Origin of the sequence: Nocardia sp. FDAARGOS_372 (assembly GCF_002554515.1) — a bacterium.
GTDB classification, from domain to species: Bacteria; Actinomycetota; Actinomycetes; order Mycobacteriales; family Mycobacteriaceae; genus Nocardia; species Nocardia farcinica.
In genome coordinates this window covers 1,272,617-1,286,824 of record NZ_PDDW01000001.1, presented here as the reverse complement: position 1 = coordinate 1,286,824, position 14,208 = coordinate 1,272,617, and the positions used below count along the sequence as shown (strand labels likewise).

The 14,208-nt window shown below is 71.5% G+C and carries 18 protein-coding genes; 9 read left to right on the top strand and 9 right to left on the bottom strand.

Features of this window, described 5'->3' with window-relative positions:
• Positions 1-7: 7 nt before the first annotated feature.
• Positions 8-190, top strand: coding sequence for a hypothetical protein (locus CRM89_RS06515; RefSeq protein ID WP_060591336.1), 183 nt, complete (start codon positions 8-10; stop codon positions 188-190).
• A gap of 31 nt (positions 191-221) precedes the next feature.
• Here CRM89_RS06515 and CRM89_RS06510 read toward each other — a convergent pair whose 3' ends face one another.
• The 5 genes from CRM89_RS06510 to CRM89_RS06490 all read right to left on the bottom strand — a co-directional run bounded on the left by CRM89_RS06510 (position 222) and on the right by CRM89_RS06490 (position 5,154).
• The gene (locus CRM89_RS06510; RefSeq protein WP_060591339.1) at positions 222-1,007 is read right to left on the bottom strand and encodes an RNA polymerase sigma factor SigF; all 786 of its coding nucleotides are present in this window, start codon (positions 1,005-1,007) and stop codon (positions 222-224) included.
• Positions 997-1,428 (bottom strand): anti-sigma factor, encoded by a 432-nt coding sequence (locus CRM89_RS06505; protein ID WP_060591341.1) that lies wholly within the window; start codon positions 1,426-1,428, stop codon positions 997-999. Before CRM89_RS06505 ends, CRM89_RS06510 begins: the two co-directional genes overlap by 11 nt.
• Positions 1,429-1,546: 118 nt before the next feature.
• Positions 1,547-2,227, bottom strand: a complete 681-nt coding sequence (locus CRM89_RS06500) for a PAS and ANTAR domain-containing protein (RefSeq protein ID WP_098083482.1) — start codon at positions 2,225-2,227, stop codon at positions 1,547-1,549.
• A gap of 86 nt (positions 2,228-2,313) precedes the next feature.
• Positions 2,314-2,709: an STAS domain-containing protein gene (locus CRM89_RS06495; RefSeq protein ID WP_011209240.1), complete on the bottom strand. Its 396-nt coding sequence runs from the start codon at positions 2,707-2,709 to the stop codon at positions 2,314-2,316.
• A gap of 294 nt (positions 2,710-3,003) precedes the next feature.
• Complete coding sequence (locus CRM89_RS06490; RefSeq protein ID WP_098083481.1) at positions 3,004-5,154, bottom strand: catalase; 2,151 nt, start codon at positions 5,152-5,154, stop codon at positions 3,004-3,006.
• 231 nt (positions 5,155-5,385) lie between these two features.
• On the opposite strand from CRM89_RS06490, the gene CRM89_RS06485 reads away from it, so the two are divergent.
• The gene (locus tag CRM89_RS06485) at positions 5,386-6,651 is read left to right on the top strand and encodes a glycosyltransferase (protein WP_011209238.1); all 1,266 of its coding nucleotides are present in this window, start codon (positions 5,386-5,388) and stop codon (positions 6,649-6,651) included.
• On the opposite strand, the gene CRM89_RS06480 is transcribed toward CRM89_RS06485, so the two are convergent.
• Both CRM89_RS06480 and CRM89_RS06475 read right to left on the bottom strand, forming a co-directional pair.
• Positions 6,605-7,102 carry a DUF6328 family protein gene (locus CRM89_RS06480; protein WP_011209237.1) on the bottom strand — a complete coding sequence of 166 codons (498 nt, stop codon included), beginning with the start codon at positions 7,100-7,102 and terminating at the stop codon, positions 6,605-6,607. The two genes, CRM89_RS06485 and CRM89_RS06480, sit on opposite strands and share 47 nt — an antisense overlap.
• The gene (locus CRM89_RS06475; RefSeq protein WP_041560979.1) at positions 7,089-7,511 is read right to left on the bottom strand and encodes a ChaB family protein; all 423 of its coding nucleotides are present in this window, start codon (positions 7,509-7,511) and stop codon (positions 7,089-7,091) included. The genes CRM89_RS06480 and CRM89_RS06475 overlap by 14 nt, the downstream gene beginning before the upstream one ends.
• Before the next feature lie 112 nt (positions 7,512-7,623).
• On the opposite strand from CRM89_RS06475, the gene CRM89_RS06470 reads away from it, so the two are divergent.
• The 7 genes from CRM89_RS06470 to CRM89_RS06440 all read left to right on the top strand — a co-directional run bounded on the left by CRM89_RS06470 (position 7,624) and on the right by CRM89_RS06440 (position 12,046).
• Complete coding sequence (locus CRM89_RS06470) at positions 7,624-8,199, top strand: nucleotidyltransferase family protein (protein WP_011209235.1); 576 nt, start codon at positions 7,624-7,626, stop codon at positions 8,197-8,199.
• A 6-nt stretch (positions 8,200-8,205) separates the two neighbouring features.
• The gene (locus tag CRM89_RS31575; protein ID WP_060591350.1) at positions 8,206-8,469 is read left to right on the top strand and encodes a BON domain-containing protein; all 264 of its coding nucleotides are present in this window, start codon (positions 8,206-8,208) and stop codon (positions 8,467-8,469) included.
• A 5-nt stretch (positions 8,470-8,474) separates the two neighbouring features.
• Positions 8,475-9,206, top strand: coding sequence for a metallophosphoesterase (locus tag CRM89_RS06460; RefSeq protein ID WP_041560125.1), 732 nt, complete (start codon positions 8,475-8,477; stop codon positions 9,204-9,206).
• Positions 9,207-9,294: 88 nt separating this feature from the next.
• The gene (locus CRM89_RS06455; RefSeq protein WP_060591355.1) at positions 9,295-9,606 is read left to right on the top strand and encodes a hypothetical protein; all 312 of its coding nucleotides are present in this window, start codon (positions 9,295-9,297) and stop codon (positions 9,604-9,606) included.
• Between the two features lie 46 nt (positions 9,607-9,652).
• Positions 9,653-10,114 (top strand): hypothetical protein, encoded by a 462-nt coding sequence (locus CRM89_RS06450; RefSeq protein WP_060591358.1) that lies wholly within the window; start codon positions 9,653-9,655, stop codon positions 10,112-10,114.
• Between the two features lie 30 nt (positions 10,115-10,144).
• Positions 10,145-10,462, top strand: a complete 318-nt coding sequence (locus tag CRM89_RS06445) for a hypothetical protein (RefSeq protein WP_060591361.1) — start codon at positions 10,145-10,147, stop codon at positions 10,460-10,462.
• A gap of 57 nt (positions 10,463-10,519) precedes the next feature.
• Positions 10,520-12,046: an FAD-dependent oxidoreductase gene (locus tag CRM89_RS06440; protein WP_170986920.1), complete on the top strand. Its 1,527-nt coding sequence runs from the start codon at positions 10,520-10,522 to the stop codon at positions 12,044-12,046.
• A 9-nt stretch (positions 12,047-12,055) separates the two neighbouring features.
• Here the strand turns inward: CRM89_RS06440 and CRM89_RS06435 are convergent, their stop codons facing one another.
• Entirely contained in the window at positions 12,056-13,144 is a 1,089-nt protein-coding gene (locus tag CRM89_RS06435; RefSeq protein WP_060591367.1) for a PP2C family serine/threonine-protein phosphatase, read from the bottom strand.
• Between the two features lie 173 nt (positions 13,145-13,317).
• On the bottom strand, positions 13,318-14,205 hold the full coding sequence (locus CRM89_RS06430; RefSeq protein ID WP_011209227.1) for an SDR family oxidoreductase: 888 nt from the start codon (positions 14,203-14,205) through the stop codon (positions 13,318-13,320).
• Between the last annotated feature and the right edge of the window lie 3 nt (positions 14,206-14,208).

The following is a 14,208-nucleotide window of genomic DNA, read 5'->3' as shown; positions in this document are numbered from 1 at the left end:
GGACATCATGGAACGCGGAAACACCAAGCACGGACCTGTCGCCGACGAGGAGCTGGCCCACGAACTGGAGGGCACCCTGCGGGGCAACCGGTCCAGCCGGGCCGAGGAATGGCGCGACCCGGAACCGCCCGCCGACGACGACAATCCCGCCGCCGACCGGGTGGAACGCACCGAACTCGATACCGAATAGGCCGAGCGGACGGCCGGGCAGGCGCTGCGCGTCAATCGCGCAGCGCCTGCTCGCGTAAGGCGTGCAGCGTCTTGGACAGGATGCGCGAGACGTGCATCTGCGAGACACCGAGCACATCCGCGATCTGGGTCTGGGTCTTGCCCTCGAAGAACCGCATCACCAGCACCTGCCGCTCACGCTCGGGCAGTTCGGCGATGAGCGGGCGCACCGCCAGGTAGTCGTCGACGAACTCGAAGGACGGCTCCTCCGCGCCCAGGCTCTCCGACAGCGGCAACGGGGTGTTCTCGCCGTCGTCGCCCGCGGTCGAATCCAGCGACGAGGACTGGTAGGCATTGCCCGCGATGAGCGCCTGGGTGACCTCCACGACGTCGATGCCGAGCTCGGCGGCGATCTCACGGGCGCGCGGCATCCGCCCCAGCCGCTGCGAGAGCTCCTCGACGGTGGCGCCGATGCTGCCCTGGATCTCCTTGGTGCGGCGCGGAACCCGCACCGCCCAGGTGTTGTCGCGGAAGTGCCTGCGCACCTCGCCCATGATCGTCGGCACCGCGAAGGCCAGGAACGAGGAGCCGCGGCCGACGTCGAAGCGGTCGGCGGCCTGCACCAGGCCCAGGCGCGCCACCTGCAGCAGATCCTCGAACGACTCCCCGCGGCCGGAGAAGCGGCGCGCGATGTGCTCGGCCAGCGGCAGCGCCCGGTCGATCACCTCGGCGCGCAGCGCGGTCCGGCGCGGGTCGCCGGGATCGAGCGCCGCGATCTTCTCGAACAGCGGCTCGATGTTGTCGTAGCTGTCGCCCGCCGACCGGGACTCAGCTGCCATCGACCAGCTCCCTGGTCCACCGGAAGTCGATCGTGGTCCGATACCCGCCGATGCGGCCGTCGTACGGTTCCTGCACCGCCGCAATGGATTCGGTGAGAGTGCGCACGATGTGCCAGCCGAAACCGGCCTGGCTGACCACCGCGTCCGACAGCGCGACACCGCGCACCCGCACGTGCATGCAGTCGGCCGCGTAGGAGAACTCGCATTCGAGGATGGATTCCGGCGCCGCGTCGAGCACCAGGGCCGTCGCCACCTCGTCGAGGGCCAGGCGGATGTCGGTCACCTCGTCGATCGCGAAATCCGCGATCAATGCGACGGTTTCGGCGAGTGCCCGCAGCATCGTCAGCTGGTCGGGCCGGGCGGGCACCCGGATACCGATGCTCGTCGTGCCGGTCGAGGACCGTCCGATCCGCTCCCCCATACCCATCACCACCTCACTCCACACGCTGCCGGTTCGCCACGAGCGGCCACCGGACCGTCGCGGGCTCGGGGAGCGCGTACCCGTGGTGGGGGTGACCAAACCCGAATCGGACACCGCCTCAGCGTTTCCCGATCCGCTCGTGCGCGGTGAGCAGCAGGTGATCGAAGTGGCTGCGCACGCCGACGGGCACCGGCACGGCGCCGATGTCGGCCAGCAGTTGGGCGGCCAGCGCCCGCAACTTGGTGTTGGTCTCCTGCGATCGCCAGCTCAGCACCCGGAACGCCTGTTCGGCGCCGATGCCGTAGACGAACATCAGCACACCTTTGGCCTGCTCGATCACCGCGCGCGCGGCGTACAGCTCGGGCAGGGTGTCGTCCAGGGTCTCCCGGCGGTGCGCGGCCAGCGTTCCGGTGACATCGATGTAGTAGCCCGCGGTACCGATCGGCCTGCCGCTCGCGTCGGTCATCCGGTCCGCGACCACGATCACGTGGCGCACCCGGCCCGCGGTGTCGACGATGCGATGCCTGCTGGAGAACGGCGCGGCATCCCGGATCGCCCTGGCCAGCGTGGCGGCGACCTGCTCGCGGTCCTCGGGATGCTTGTGTGACAGCAGCAGCTCGGTGGTCGGCACCACCGAGCCGGGCGGATAACCGCGCATGGCGGCCACCTCGTCGGACCATTCCCACCGCTGATCGGCGAACCGGAAGCGGAAGCTCCCGACGTCGCGTGGCGCGCCGGCGCCGACCACCCGGTCCCGCGCCCCCGATTCCCCGGGCGAGACCGACCCACTCTCCGTCACCGTCCCAGTATCGGAAGAACGGGAGGCGACAGCGAGCGGATCGGACCTTCCGAGGACCAAGGTCACGGAAGAAGAGGCCGAAGTCCTCACGCCTCCATGGCGGCACGCATGGACGGGTAGCGCGGGAACTGGGAGCGGACGCCGGTGATCTCCAGCGATCGCTCGATCTCCCGCCGCCCGGTGACGACGCGCAGGTCGACACCGTGTCGGGCGGCCTCGCCGCGGACCGTGCCGAGCATGGCGGCGGCCCGGATACTCAGGAACCGGGCGGCCCGCAGGTCCACCACGACGGCATGGCAGTCCGAGTGGGTGGCCCGATCCAGTGTCTCGTGGAATCGGTGCTGGGCGAGCGCGTCGAGTTCGCCTTCGATGCGGATCACCACGCACCGGTGGCGATGCTCGACCCGCTGGGCGCAGACCCGTCCGCCGGGCGAGCGCGGATCGGCGTCGTGGTTGCTCGAGATCGTGGCGTCTACTGACATGGAGGACCTCCCTGGAAGCGGTTCCAGATCGGTGCTGCGGGTTTGTGGCGAGTGACGATCCTGGTGGATCGTCAGGCATGGTGCGGACGGCTGATGCTCGTGCTGTGCTGCGTATCAGCCGCGCCCTGCGCGTGGTGTCGTGCAAAGCAAAAGCCCTCGTCGACCGGGCCGGGCGGACCGCCGAGACGGAACCGCGCCGGTGGGGGTAACCCACTGCGTCGAACCGGGGTCGGCTGGAGTCTCAACCTGCCTACAGTCTTGCACGCCGAGCGCGCAATGTCATGCCGTCGGCCGTTATGCCGGAATCGCCGAGGTCGCCCGCTGCCACGTCCGATGGTTCGCCAGTGCCCGCGCCAGATCGGCCACGAATCGCTCGTCAAGACCGTCACCGTGGGTGTCGGTGGTTATCACGCCGGTGGTCGGGTCGGCCTCGTGCACCCGCGCCGCGTCGAGGATGCCCGCGATCCGCAACAGCGAGACACCCGCACCGAACGCCGCGACCGGTTTGGCGTGCTTGAACGCCTCGAGGACGAAATGCACCGCCTCGCCGTTGCGGGTCAGCGTCTCCACTCCGGTCTGCCCGCCGGCGACCACGACGCCGTCATAGAGCACCGAGGCCACCGTCATCAGCGTGCGATCGACCGGCAGGGTGTCGCTGTCGCCGCCGTCGGCGTGCACCATGCCGCCGTGCGAGGCGATCACCTCCACGATCGCGCCGCGTTCGGTGAGCGCCGAGCGCAGCGCCCGCACCCCCGCCGCGTCCACTCCGTCGGCGGCCAGCACCGCGACCTGCCGGGTGGCGATGCCGTCCTTGGCGGTGTGGGCTTGCGAGAGGGCCGGGGAGACGAAGGCATCGGTGCCGGCCTCGGGGTCCGGCGGCGGCGCGGGCAGACCGAGCCGGCCCGCCACCCGCACGGCCAGGTCGGGGTCGATGCGCACCAGCTGGCCGAGCGTGCGCTCGCGGATCTCCACCCGCTGCACCTTGCCGAGTTCGAAGGCGAAGGCCTCCACGATGTGTTCGGCCTCCGGTGCGGACATGCTGCGCCAGAACATCCGCGGCTGCCGGTAGTACTCCCGGAAGCTCTCGGCGCGCCGGCGCTGCGCCCGGCCGTCCACCTGCCGCGGGTAGTGCTCGTAGGAGCCGTCGCCGCCCACGACGGGGCAGCCGCCGCCGATGCTGTTGACGGTGTAGCTCGCCTGCCCGCGCGGGATGGCGTGCTGGCCGTAGCCGTCCTGCTGGTGGTTGCGCACGTCGGCGACCGGGCGGTTGATCGGGATCTGGGCGAAGTTGGGGCCGCCGAGCCGGATCAGCTGGGTGTCCAGATAGGAGAAGTTGCGCAGTTGCAGCAGCGGGTCGTCGGTGAAGTCGATGCCCGGCACCAGGTTGGCGGTGTGGAAGGCGACCTGCTCGGTCTCGGCGAAGAAGTTGTCCGGGTTGCGGTCGAGCACCATCCGGCCCACCGGCAGCACGGGCACCTGTTCCTCGGGGACCAGCTTGGTGGCGTCGAGCAGGTCGAAGTCGAAGTCGAACTCCTTCTCCACCGGGATGAGCTGCACGCCCAGCTCCCACTCCGGATAGTGCCCGGCCTCGATGCAGTCCCACAGATCGCGGCGGTTGTAGTCGGGGTCGCGCCCGGCGATCTGCTGGCATTCGTCCCACACCAGCGAGTGCACCCCGAGCTTGGGCGTCCAGTGGAACTTCACGAAGGTCGGCGTGCCCGCGGCGTCGAGGAACCGGAAGGTGTGCACGCCGAAGCCCTGCATCATCCGGTAGCTGCGCGGCAGCGCCCGGTCCGACATCAGCCACATGATCGCGTGCAGGGTCTCCGGCTGCAGCGACACGAAGTCCCACAGGGTGTCGTGCGCCGAGGCGGCCTGCGGTATCTCGTTGTGCGGCTCGGGTTTCACCGCGTGCACGAAGTCGGGGAACTTGATGCCGTCCTGGATGAAGAACACCGGGAAGTTGTTGCCGACCAGGTCGTAGTTGCCCTGCGAGGTGTAGAACTTGGTCGCGAAACCGCGCACGTCGCGCACGGTGTCGGCCGAACCACGGGAACCGGCGACGGTGGAGAAGCGCACGAACACCGGGGTGCGTTCGGCGGGATCGGTCAGGAACTTCGCGACGGTGTATTCGGCCAGCCGGTCGTCGTAGGGCTGGAAGTAGCCGTAGGCACCGGCGCCGCGCGCGTGCACCACGCGTTCGGGGATGCGCTCGTGATCGAAGTGGGTGATCTTCTCCCTGGCATGGAAGTCGTCGAGCAGCGTGGGGCCGCGGGCTCCGGCCGAGAGCGCGTCGTCGGTGTGGCGCACTCGCACGCCCTGCTGGGTGGTGAGGTGGCCCTGCTCCCGGTCGAACCGGTGGGCGTCGAGCTGACGCTGCTTGCGATCCGCTCCGCCGGCGGCGTGGTCGGCGTTGTCGGGGGTGTCGGGGGTGTGCCCAGTCATCCTCACCTCTCGCGTTCTCGCAGTCCGTGCGCGTGTGTGCGGCGGCCCGGGGCGGGCCTCACTGGCGGCCTTACCCCACCGGGTCGGGCTCACACCCGTTTGGCGGCGCCCGTCGGCGGGCATATCCGCGACGAGACCGCGGATGCCTCGCTCGGTCCCCGGGCCGCGGCGGATGTGTCTGCGCGCCACTCAGTCGGCCCGATCCGTCCTTCTCGCCCGAACGGAGCATCCGTGAAGATCGCCCTGGTATCCGAGCACGCCAGCCCCCTCGCCGAACCGGGCGGACCCGAAGGCGGTCAACAGCTGCACGTCGCCGAGCTGGCGGCGGCGCTGGCGCGGCGCGGGCACTCGGTCACCGTCTACACCCGCCGCGTCGATCCGCACACCAGGACCGAGGTGCTCACCCGTCCCGGCTACCGGGTGGTGCACGTACCCGCGGGCCCGCCCGAGCCGTTGCCGCGCGACCGCACCCTGCCGCACCTGGGTGAGTTCGGCACCTTCCTGCGCAGGCACTGGCTCACCGACCGCCCGCAGCTGGTGCACGCGCACTTCTGGATGTCGGCGCTGGCGGCCGAGCTGGCCGCGCGAGCCTTCGACATCCCCGTGGTGGTCACCTTCCACGCCTTGGGCACCGTCAAGCGCAGGCACCAGGGCCTGGCCGACACCAGCCCGCCCTCGCGCATCCGGTTCGAGCGGCTGATCGCCACCCGCGCCCGGCACATCCTGGCCACCAGCGTGGACGAGGCGGTGGAGCTGGTGCGCATGGGCGTGCCGCGCTTCCGCATCTCGGTGGTGCCCTCGGGTGTCGATGTCACGGCGTTCACCCCGGGCGGCGCGGCCGCCGACCGCAAGGCGCGGCACCGGCTGTTGTGCGCGGGAAAGTTGCTGCCGCGCAAAGGATTCGACGTCGCGGTGCGCGCCATGCCCGAACTGCCCGGCACCGAGCTGGTGATCGCGGGCGGCGCGGTCGGCGACGACGTGGCCGACGACGCGGAGACCAAACGGTTGCGCAGGCTGGCCGCCGAATGCGGTGTGGGCGACCGGGTCCGGCTGCTCGGCCGGGTCTCGCACAGCGCCATGCCCCGGCTGTACCGCTCCGCCGACGCGGTGCTGGCCATCCCGCGCTACGAGCCGTTCGGGCTGGTGGCGCTCGAGGCGATGGCCTGCGGCAGGCCGGTCGTCGCCACCGCCGTGGGCGGCATGCTCGATGCGGTGGTCGACGGCGTGACCGGACGTTTCGTCGCCCCGGCCGCCCCCGAGACCGTCGCGCGCGCGGTACGCCCGCTGCTCGACGACGACGTGCTGCGCCGCACCTGGGGCGCGGCGGGGTGCGAGCGGGTGCGCGAGCGCTACTCCTGGGACCGGGTGGCGGAGCGGACGCTGGCGGTCTACCACCGGGCCGCACCGACCCGGGACAGCGCGCTGGCGCGCGAGCTGGTCGATCCGGCGCTCAGCCGGCGCGCCGCCCCGGCCCGCGCCACCGCCACGGCGAGATGAGCCAGGCGATCAGGAACGACACCGCCACCAGCGCGCCCGCCGCGGACCCCGCCGCCGGGTGGACGACGATGTCCACCACCAGGACCAGCGACCCGACCAGCGCGACACCCAGCAGCGCCAGCCCCGCGATCGCGCAGCGGTGGGCGGCCGCCACCACGTTGGCCAGCCGGTGCCGGCGGAACAGGATCCGATGCCACGACACCGGCGCGACCAACAGCACCGTCGCACCGAAGGCCGCGGCAACGGTGGCCAGGTAGACCGCGCGCTCACGGTCGGACAGTTCGGCGAACCCGGCTTGGAACGGCACGATCAGCAGGGCGCCGACCAGGAACTGCACCCCGGTCTGCACCACGCGCAGTTCCTGGACCAGGCTGTTCCAGTTGCGGTCCAGCCGTTCGGTTTCGGTCTCGCCCCTGGCCACCCGGTTCCAGGCGTCGTCAGGAACGCGCACGGGCGGTCTCCCGGCGATTCTCCTTCTCGATCGCCGAGATCAGCTGGTGCTTGGTCATCTTCCACCGCCCCGTGATGCCCAGCCGCCCGGCGACATCGAGCAGGTGTTTCTTGGAGGCGTTGGCGTTCACCCCGCCCGCGGTCTCGCCTTCGGCATCCGGCCCGCCGTGTTCGGCGCGCTCGTCGGAGGGCCCGCGCTGCTCCTTGGCCTCCCAGTGGTCGCCGACCTTCTCGTAGCTGTGCTTGAGCGCGCTGTAGCCGACACGGTACGCGCGCTCCTCGCTGCCGTACTCGGCCAGGGCGGCATCGTGGGCTTTGGCGAAGGTGCGCTGCGCCTTCTCCTCCGAACGCCGCAGCGTGCTGGGCAGCTCGGACTTCTTCGCCTCCCCCGTGCGGGTGGTCTTCGGCATCTCCACTGCCCCCTTTCGGATCGGGTTCACCGGCGGTTTCCCGGCACTGGCACGGCTCGCATACCCGTGCTCACCACTGATTAACCGACCTGGCGCCGGGTATCACGGCGGCATGGTCGCCACGATGGACGAATTGCTGCACGCCCTCACGCGTGCCGTGAACGCCCTGTCCGAATCCGACGTGCGGTTCGCGGTGGCGGGCGGCTGCGCGGTCTACGCCCGCGGCGGTCCCGCCTCCGACCACGACGTCGATCTGTTCGTCAAACCCGAGGACGCCTCCCGCGCCGTCCAGGTGCTCACCCGCGCCGGGCTGCGCGGCTGCGACCCCGCCGAGGACTGGCTCAAGAAGGTCTACGACCGCGACACCCTCATCGACATCATCTACCGCCCCAACTGCCGCGACGTCACCGACGAGCTGCTCGACCGGGCCGAGACGATGCGGATCGGTCCCGCGGTCGCGCCGGTGGTCAGCGCCACCGACCTGATGGTGGACAAGCTGCTGGTCTTCGACGCCCATCGGCTGGATCTGAGCCCGCTGCTGCACATCGCCCGCGATCTGCGCGAGCAGGTCGACTGGCCGCAGGTGCGCGCGGAGACGATCCACTCCCCCTACGCGAAGGCCTTCCTCGGGCTGATCGACGATCTCGGCATCGCCGACACGCGCGCCGACATGAAGAAAGCCGGGTGAGAACCGATGGACAAGCCGCAGTACCAGGTCGCCCACCTGCGCCGGGCCCTCGCCGAGGATCCGCGCACCGCGGAACTGGGTGTGCAGGTCACCATCCGCGGCGATGTCGTCGTCCTGGACGGCGAGGTGGCCAGCGAGGCGCTCAAGGAACAGATGACGGCGGTGGTGCGCGAACAGCTGCCGCAGCTGCGCGTCCACAACGACGTGCGGGTGGTGCATCCCGCCGCACCGGCGGGCGCCGAACACCTGTCGACCCCCGAAAGGAGTTGAGCCGCATGCGCATCGCCGCGGTTGGAGACGTCCATCTCGGCACCGATTCAGGCGGGCAGTTGCGCCCGGTGCTGCGCGAACTGCCGTTGCGCGCCGACGTCCTGCTGCTCGCCGGCGACCTCACCCGGCACGGCACCGTCGCCGAGGCCAGGGTGGTGGCCGAGGAGTTCGCCGATCTCGGAGTGCCCGTGCTGGCGGTGCTCGGCAACCACGACCACCACAGCGACGCGCAGGACGAGATCGCCGCGTTGCTCACCGACCACGGCATCACGGTGCTCGAGGGAACGGCCGCCACCGTCGAGATCGAGGGGCGCACCCTCGGTGTCGCGGGCACCAAGGGCTTCGGCGGCGGGTTCGCCGGCAAGTGCGCCAGCGTCTTCGGTGAGCGGATCATGCGCGAATTCGCCCAGCACACCTGCGATCTGGCGGAATCGCTGCGGGCGGCGCTGCGTGAGCTGCGCACCGATGTCACCGTCGTCCTCACCCACTACTCCCCCGTCAGCGACACCCTGCACGGCGAGCCGCGCGAGATCTATCCGTTCCTCGGCTCCTATCTGCTCGGTGAGGTGATCGACGAGTTCGATGTCGACCTCGCGCTGCACGGGCACGCCCATGCCGGGACCGAGCGCGGCACCACCCCCGGCGGCATCCGCGTCCGCAACGTGGCCGAGCCGGTGATCCGGTCCGCCTACGCCATCTACGAACTCGAGCCCGCCCGCACCCGCGTGGGGCTGTGAGCCACGCCGCCGTCCCGGTCGATTGACCGGGAGAGCCACGGGTATCCCCGAAGCGGCACCCGTGACGAGGTGGACTCGAAAGGAGACCATGATGAGTGCCCAGAGCCATTCCCCCCAGCACGGGGACTTCCCCGACCACGCCAGGACGATGCGATCGCACGCGGGCGAAGCCATCGAGGACACCCGCAACTGGCCGGGCATGATCCTGGTCGGACTCGGCATCGTGACCGTCGGCCTGACGCTGGTCGCGGCCGGTTACGGCTTCGAGGGCTGGGCGATCATCGGCGGCATCGCCGCAGCCCTGTTCCTGATCATCGGGGCGGTGCTGATCCTCGCCGAGCACCGCAGGCTCCAGAAGCTCTCCGACCGGAATTCGGGTTTCGACGACCGGGGTCACTGACCCCGCCGCACACCGGCCGCGCCGGTGCCGAGAGGAAGAACTGAACATGACAGCCCCGAGCCCGCGCAGGCGGGCCTTCTCGGCGTTGCCCCTCGCCGCGGCGTGTGCGCTGCTGGCCGCCTGCGGCAACGCCCTAGAGACCGACCAGCCCGCGGTGCCCGCGACGCCGACCGATCCCGGTTTCGAAATGACCATCGCCCCGCCGTCGAGCTCGGTCACCGACGTTCCCGACCCCGACCGGATCTCTCCGGAAGCCGCCACCGCGCTGTGCGACACGATCCGCGCCGACCTGGACAGCTGGCGCGATCAGGGCTCGATCATCGCGCGGGTGAGCTTCAACGGCGCCGTGCACAACTGGGCGGTCCGCAACGGCGGACTCAACGACGCGGTGGTGCGCGACCGCTCCGTGGTCGACACCGCCACGACCACCCAGTGCCCGGATGTCCGCGACCGCGCACTCGAGGTGCTCGACGTCCCCGACCTGGCCGCCGCGCTGGCCGGGTTCTGAAGCCATGACACACAGGAAGCGAGAGATCCGATGAGAGCACCGCGGAACACCGTCGCGGCACTGCTGGCCGCCGCCGCCCTCGCCGCCTTCGGCACGGCGTGCGACGAGGCCGAGAAGGCGGTCAACAAGGGCGGAGACACTCCGTGCAGCGAGTTCACCGCCCAGGACGCCGACAAGAAGCGCACCACGGTGACGAAGTTCCTCGAGGAGGAACGCGGCGAAGCGCCCGCCGATCAGAACACCCTGGATCTGGCCATCGCCGCCATCGACCTGATGTGCAGCGCCCAGGCCGACCCGGACACCCCGATCCACCAGGCGGACCTGACCGGCGTGCTGGTGCCCAAGTAGCCGCCCGTGATTGCGTCGGCCGCGTTTCGCGGCCACCGCAACGGATATGCCCCCTGCATGACGTCACTGTGGTTGAACGACGCGGAGGTTCCCGCGCGGTTGCGCCTCACCGCCGGTGCCCGATACGACACCCTCGTCGTCGGCGCCGGACTGGTGGGGCTGGCGACGGCGCTGCTGCTGGCGCAGAGCGGGCGCGAGGTCGCCGTCCTCGAGGCCAGGCGGGTGGGCGCGGGCACCACCGGCGCCTCGACCGCGAAAGTCTCGCTCCTGCAAGGCACCAGGGGCAGCACCATCGCCCAGCGCCACGGCACGGCGACGCTGTCCCGGTACGTCGCCGCCAACCGCGACGGCCTGGACTGGCTGCTGCACTTCTGCGCCGACCACGACATCGACGTCCAACGGGTGCCCGCCTACACCTACGCGCAGGACGAATCCGAATTGTCCTCGGTGCGAGCGGAGTTCGAGGCGACCCGCGCGGTCGGCCTGCCCACCGAGCTGGTGGACGAGCTGGACGTGCCCTTTCCCGCGCACGGCGCCGTCCGGCTGGCCGAGCAGGCACAGCTGGACCCCATGGCCGTGCTGGCGGCGCTCGCGGCCGAGGTCGAGGCGCACGGCGCGCCCATCTACGAGTCCACGCGCGCGCAGGCATTGCGCCACGACGGCGGGCAGATCGTGGTGCGCACCGAGCACGGCGACGTCTCGGCCACGAACGTGGTGGTGGCCACCGGCACCCCGATCTTCGACCGCGGCGGGTTCTTCGCCCGGCTCACCGCGCAGCGCTCCTATCTGGCGGCGTTCCGCGTGCCGGGGCCGGTGCCGCACGAGATGTACATCAGCGCCGGCCAGCCCAGCCGCTCGCTGCGCTACCACCCCACCGCCGACGGTGATCTGCTGCTCGTGGGCGGCAGCGGCCACGAGGTCGGCCGCACCCGCTCCGAGGCCGCGCATGTCGAGCAGGTGCTGGACTGGACGCGGCGGTGGTTCCCCGGCGCCGAACCGCTGTACCGCTGGTCGGCGCAGGACTATCACCCGGTCAGCGAACTCCCGTACGTCGGGCCGCTGCTGCCCGGCCAGGACGGCGTGCTGGTGGCCAGCGGCTTCGCCAAGTGGGGCATGACCAACGGAGCGGCCGCGGCGCTGGCGCTGGCCGGGCGGCTGACCGGCAAGACACCGGCCTGGGCGGGGACGCTGGCCACCTGGCAGCCCGGTGAGCTGAAGTCGCTCGGCTCCGGCGTGCAGGTCAATGCCGCCGTCGCGCAACACATGTCGACCGGCTGGCTGCGATTGCTCGGCAACTCGGGCACGACCGTGCCGCCGGAGGGCTGCGGCCGGGTCGAACGGCACGGCCTGCACCCCACCGCGGTGTCGACGGTCGACGGGGTCACCCACGAGGTGTCGGCGGTGTGCTCGCACCTCTACGGCATCGTGCACTGGAACGACGCGGAACGCAGCTGGGACTGCCCGCTGCACGGTTCGCGGTTCGCCCCCGACGGCAGCGTGCTGGAGGGCCCGGCCACCAAACCGCTGCCGACCCGCCGCAGCCCGCTGCCGGCGAGCCCGGCCACCGAGAACCTCGGCTCCTGACCCCGGCCGCTAGGAGACCGGCGCGAGCGCGATGGTGATGTTGTCGTTGCCGCCGCTGCGCACCGCGAAATCGGCGAGATCGCGCGCGGCGGCCATGGGATCGGGCGCGGCGGCCAGCGCGGCCAGCCCGTCCGGCTCGGGGCGGTAGTTCCACAGCCCGTCGCTGCACAGCAGCAACCGGCCCGGCCCCACCGCACGGAAAGTCCGCACCGCGTTCTCCGACCACGGGTTCTCGTCGGAATCCGCCCCGAGCCAGCGCAGCAGGGTGTGCGCGCGCGGGTCGTTCATCGCGGCCTGCTCGTCCATCGCGCCCGCGTCGACCAGGGCCTGCGCCCAGGAGTCGTCGACGGTGAGCCGCTGGGACGGCATGAAGCCGGGATCGTCGCGGAACGGCTCGGCGGCAAGCCAATACGCCCGGCTGTCACCCACGTTGGCGACGGTGACGTCCACGGCGCCGCCTCCGGCGCCGCGCACGACGGCCGAGACGTAGGTGCACGACGGTGCGTGCAGATCGTCGGTGGCGATGGCGCGCACCGCGTCGGCGGCCGCGGCGAGTCCGGCCTGTGCCGCGTCCGGCGCCGTCGCCCCCTGGCGCAGTGCCGCCAGGCAGGCCTGTACCCCGGCCCGCACCGCGGTGCCGGAGGCGGCCTGCGGATTGGCCGAGGTGGACACCCCGTCACAGACCACGATCACGGTGGTGTGCGGGCCGTGCTCGCCCTCGAGCACGGCCGCCGCGACCGCGTCCTCGTTGCGCGCGTGCGCGATTCCGCGATCGGTCACCACGCACACCGCCCCCAGATCGGCCTCGAACCGGTCGGCGGCGGCGCCCGGCACCGGCAGCGCGACGTACTTGCCGTCGAGGTCGGCGCCGCAGCCAGGACACCGGGGTCCGCTCACCTCGGCGTCGCAGTCGGGGCAGCGCGGGCCGCTGTGCCGGACCGGCCGGGTGGCCGGGTCGTGTCCCGCGGGCAGGCCGGAACTCTCGGCGGTGATCTCGACGGTCGGGGCCTCGGCGGGCCGTGGCGTCGCGCCGGGCGCGCGGTGTTCGACGGGCTCGGTGGGCACGTCGGCGGGATCCTTGGGCAGATCGGGATTCACAGGGTGGTCCTCGAACGGATGTCGGTGGCACGGCCGACCGGCAGGTCGGGCCTCCAGCGTTCCAGACCGGCGGCCCCGTCGCCCCACTTCGCCCCCTGACCGCATCGCGGCGTGTCGCCCCGCACCCAGTCCCCCTTCGTCGTCGGCCGGCGCAGTTCTCGCCTGGATGCTACCTACGGCAGCGGGGCATCGCGCTCGCGGCCGGACTCGCGCAGCACGCCCGGCTTGTCCACGTAATGCTGCATGGCCCAGTTCAGCCCGCGCATGGCCAGGGTGTAGGCGGGCGGGAAGTACCGTTGCGCCCAGTGGCCGACGCGGATGTCGTGGGAGGTGTAGACGAGGTAGCGGTTGCGCTCCACCCCGCGCACGATCGATGCCGCCGCCGCCTCGGGCGTCACCGCGTGGCGCAGGAACAGCTTCATCCCCTTCTGCACGGCCTCGGCCTCCCGGTCGACCCCGGCGATCTCCACCCGGTTCACCATCGGGGTGCGCATCGCCCCCGGGCACACCAGGCTGACCCCGATCCGGTGCCGGCGCAGGTCGAAGCGCAGCACCTCCGAGACACCGCGCAGACCGAACTTGCCCGCACTGTAGGGCGCGTGCCACGGCAGCCCGAACAGGCCGGCCGCCGAGGCGACGTTCACCAGGTGCCCGCCGCGGCCCGCGGCGATCATCGGCGGCAGGAACTCCTCGATGACGTGGATCGGCCCCATCAGGTCGATGTCGACGGTGCGGCGCCACTGCCGGTGGGTGAGCCGGTCGACCGTGCCCCAGGTGGCGATGCCCGCGACGTTCATGACGATGTCGACGCTGCCGAGCCGGGCGTGGGTCTGCTCGGCCAGCGCGACGACGGCGTCGTGGTCGCTCACGTCGAGCGCTTCGGCCAGATGCACGGTGGCGCCGCCGTCGCGCAGCTCCGCGGCGGTACGCTCGAGTCCTGGGCCGTCGATGTCGGTGAGTACCAGCGAGGCGCCCTTGGCCGCGACCGCCTGCGCGGTACTGCGGCCGAGCCCGCTGGCGGCGCCGGTGATCAGGCAGCTCTTGCCGTCGAACTTGGTCATGCC

Bases quoted from the DNA above. Each gene is read 5' to 3' on its own strand.
- CRM89_RS31575 (WP_060591350.1), top strand. From the start codon at position 8,206: ATGGACAAGCCGCAGTACCAGGTCGCCCACCTGCGCCGGGCCCTCGCC.
- CRM89_RS06455 (WP_060591355.1), top strand. From the start codon at position 9,295: ATGATGAGTGCCCAGAGCCATTCCCCCCAGCACGGGGACTTCCCCGAC.
- CRM89_RS06490 (WP_098083481.1), bottom strand. From the start codon at position 5,154: ATGACTGGGCACACCCCCGACACCCCCGACAACGCCGACCACGCCGCC.
- CRM89_RS06495 (WP_011209240.1), bottom strand. From the start codon at position 2,709: ATGTCAGTAGACGCCACGATCTCGAGCAACCACGACGCCGATCCGCGC.
- CRM89_RS06430 (WP_011209227.1), bottom strand. From the start codon at position 14,205: ATGACCAAGTTCGACGGCAAGAGCTGCCTGATCACCGGCGCCGCCAGC.
- CRM89_RS06510 (WP_060591339.1), bottom strand. From the start codon at position 1,007: ATGGCAGCTGAGTCCCGGTCGGCGGGCGACAGCTACGACAACATCGAG.
- CRM89_RS06515 (WP_060591336.1), top strand. From the start codon at position 8: ATGGAACGCGGAAACACCAAGCACGGACCTGTCGCCGACGAGGAGCTG.
- CRM89_RS06460 (WP_041560125.1), top strand. From the start codon at position 8,475: ATGCGCATCGCCGCGGTTGGAGACGTCCATCTCGGCACCGATTCAGGC.
- CRM89_RS06440 (WP_170986920.1), top strand. From the start codon at position 10,520: ATGACGTCACTGTGGTTGAACGACGCGGAGGTTCCCGCGCGGTTGCGC.
- CRM89_RS06470 (WP_011209235.1), top strand. From the start codon at position 7,624: ATGGTCGCCACGATGGACGAATTGCTGCACGCCCTCACGCGTGCCGTG.
- CRM89_RS06450 (WP_060591358.1), top strand. From the start codon at position 9,653: ATGACAGCCCCGAGCCCGCGCAGGCGGGCCTTCTCGGCGTTGCCCCTC.
- CRM89_RS06475 (WP_041560979.1), bottom strand. From the start codon at position 7,511: ATGCCGAAGACCACCCGCACGGGGGAGGCGAAGAAGTCCGAGCTGCCC.
- CRM89_RS06445 (WP_060591361.1), top strand. From the start codon at position 10,145: ATGAGAGCACCGCGGAACACCGTCGCGGCACTGCTGGCCGCCGCCGCC.
- CRM89_RS06505 (WP_060591341.1), bottom strand. From the start codon at position 1,428: ATGGGGGAGCGGATCGGACGGTCCTCGACCGGCACGACGAGCATCGGT.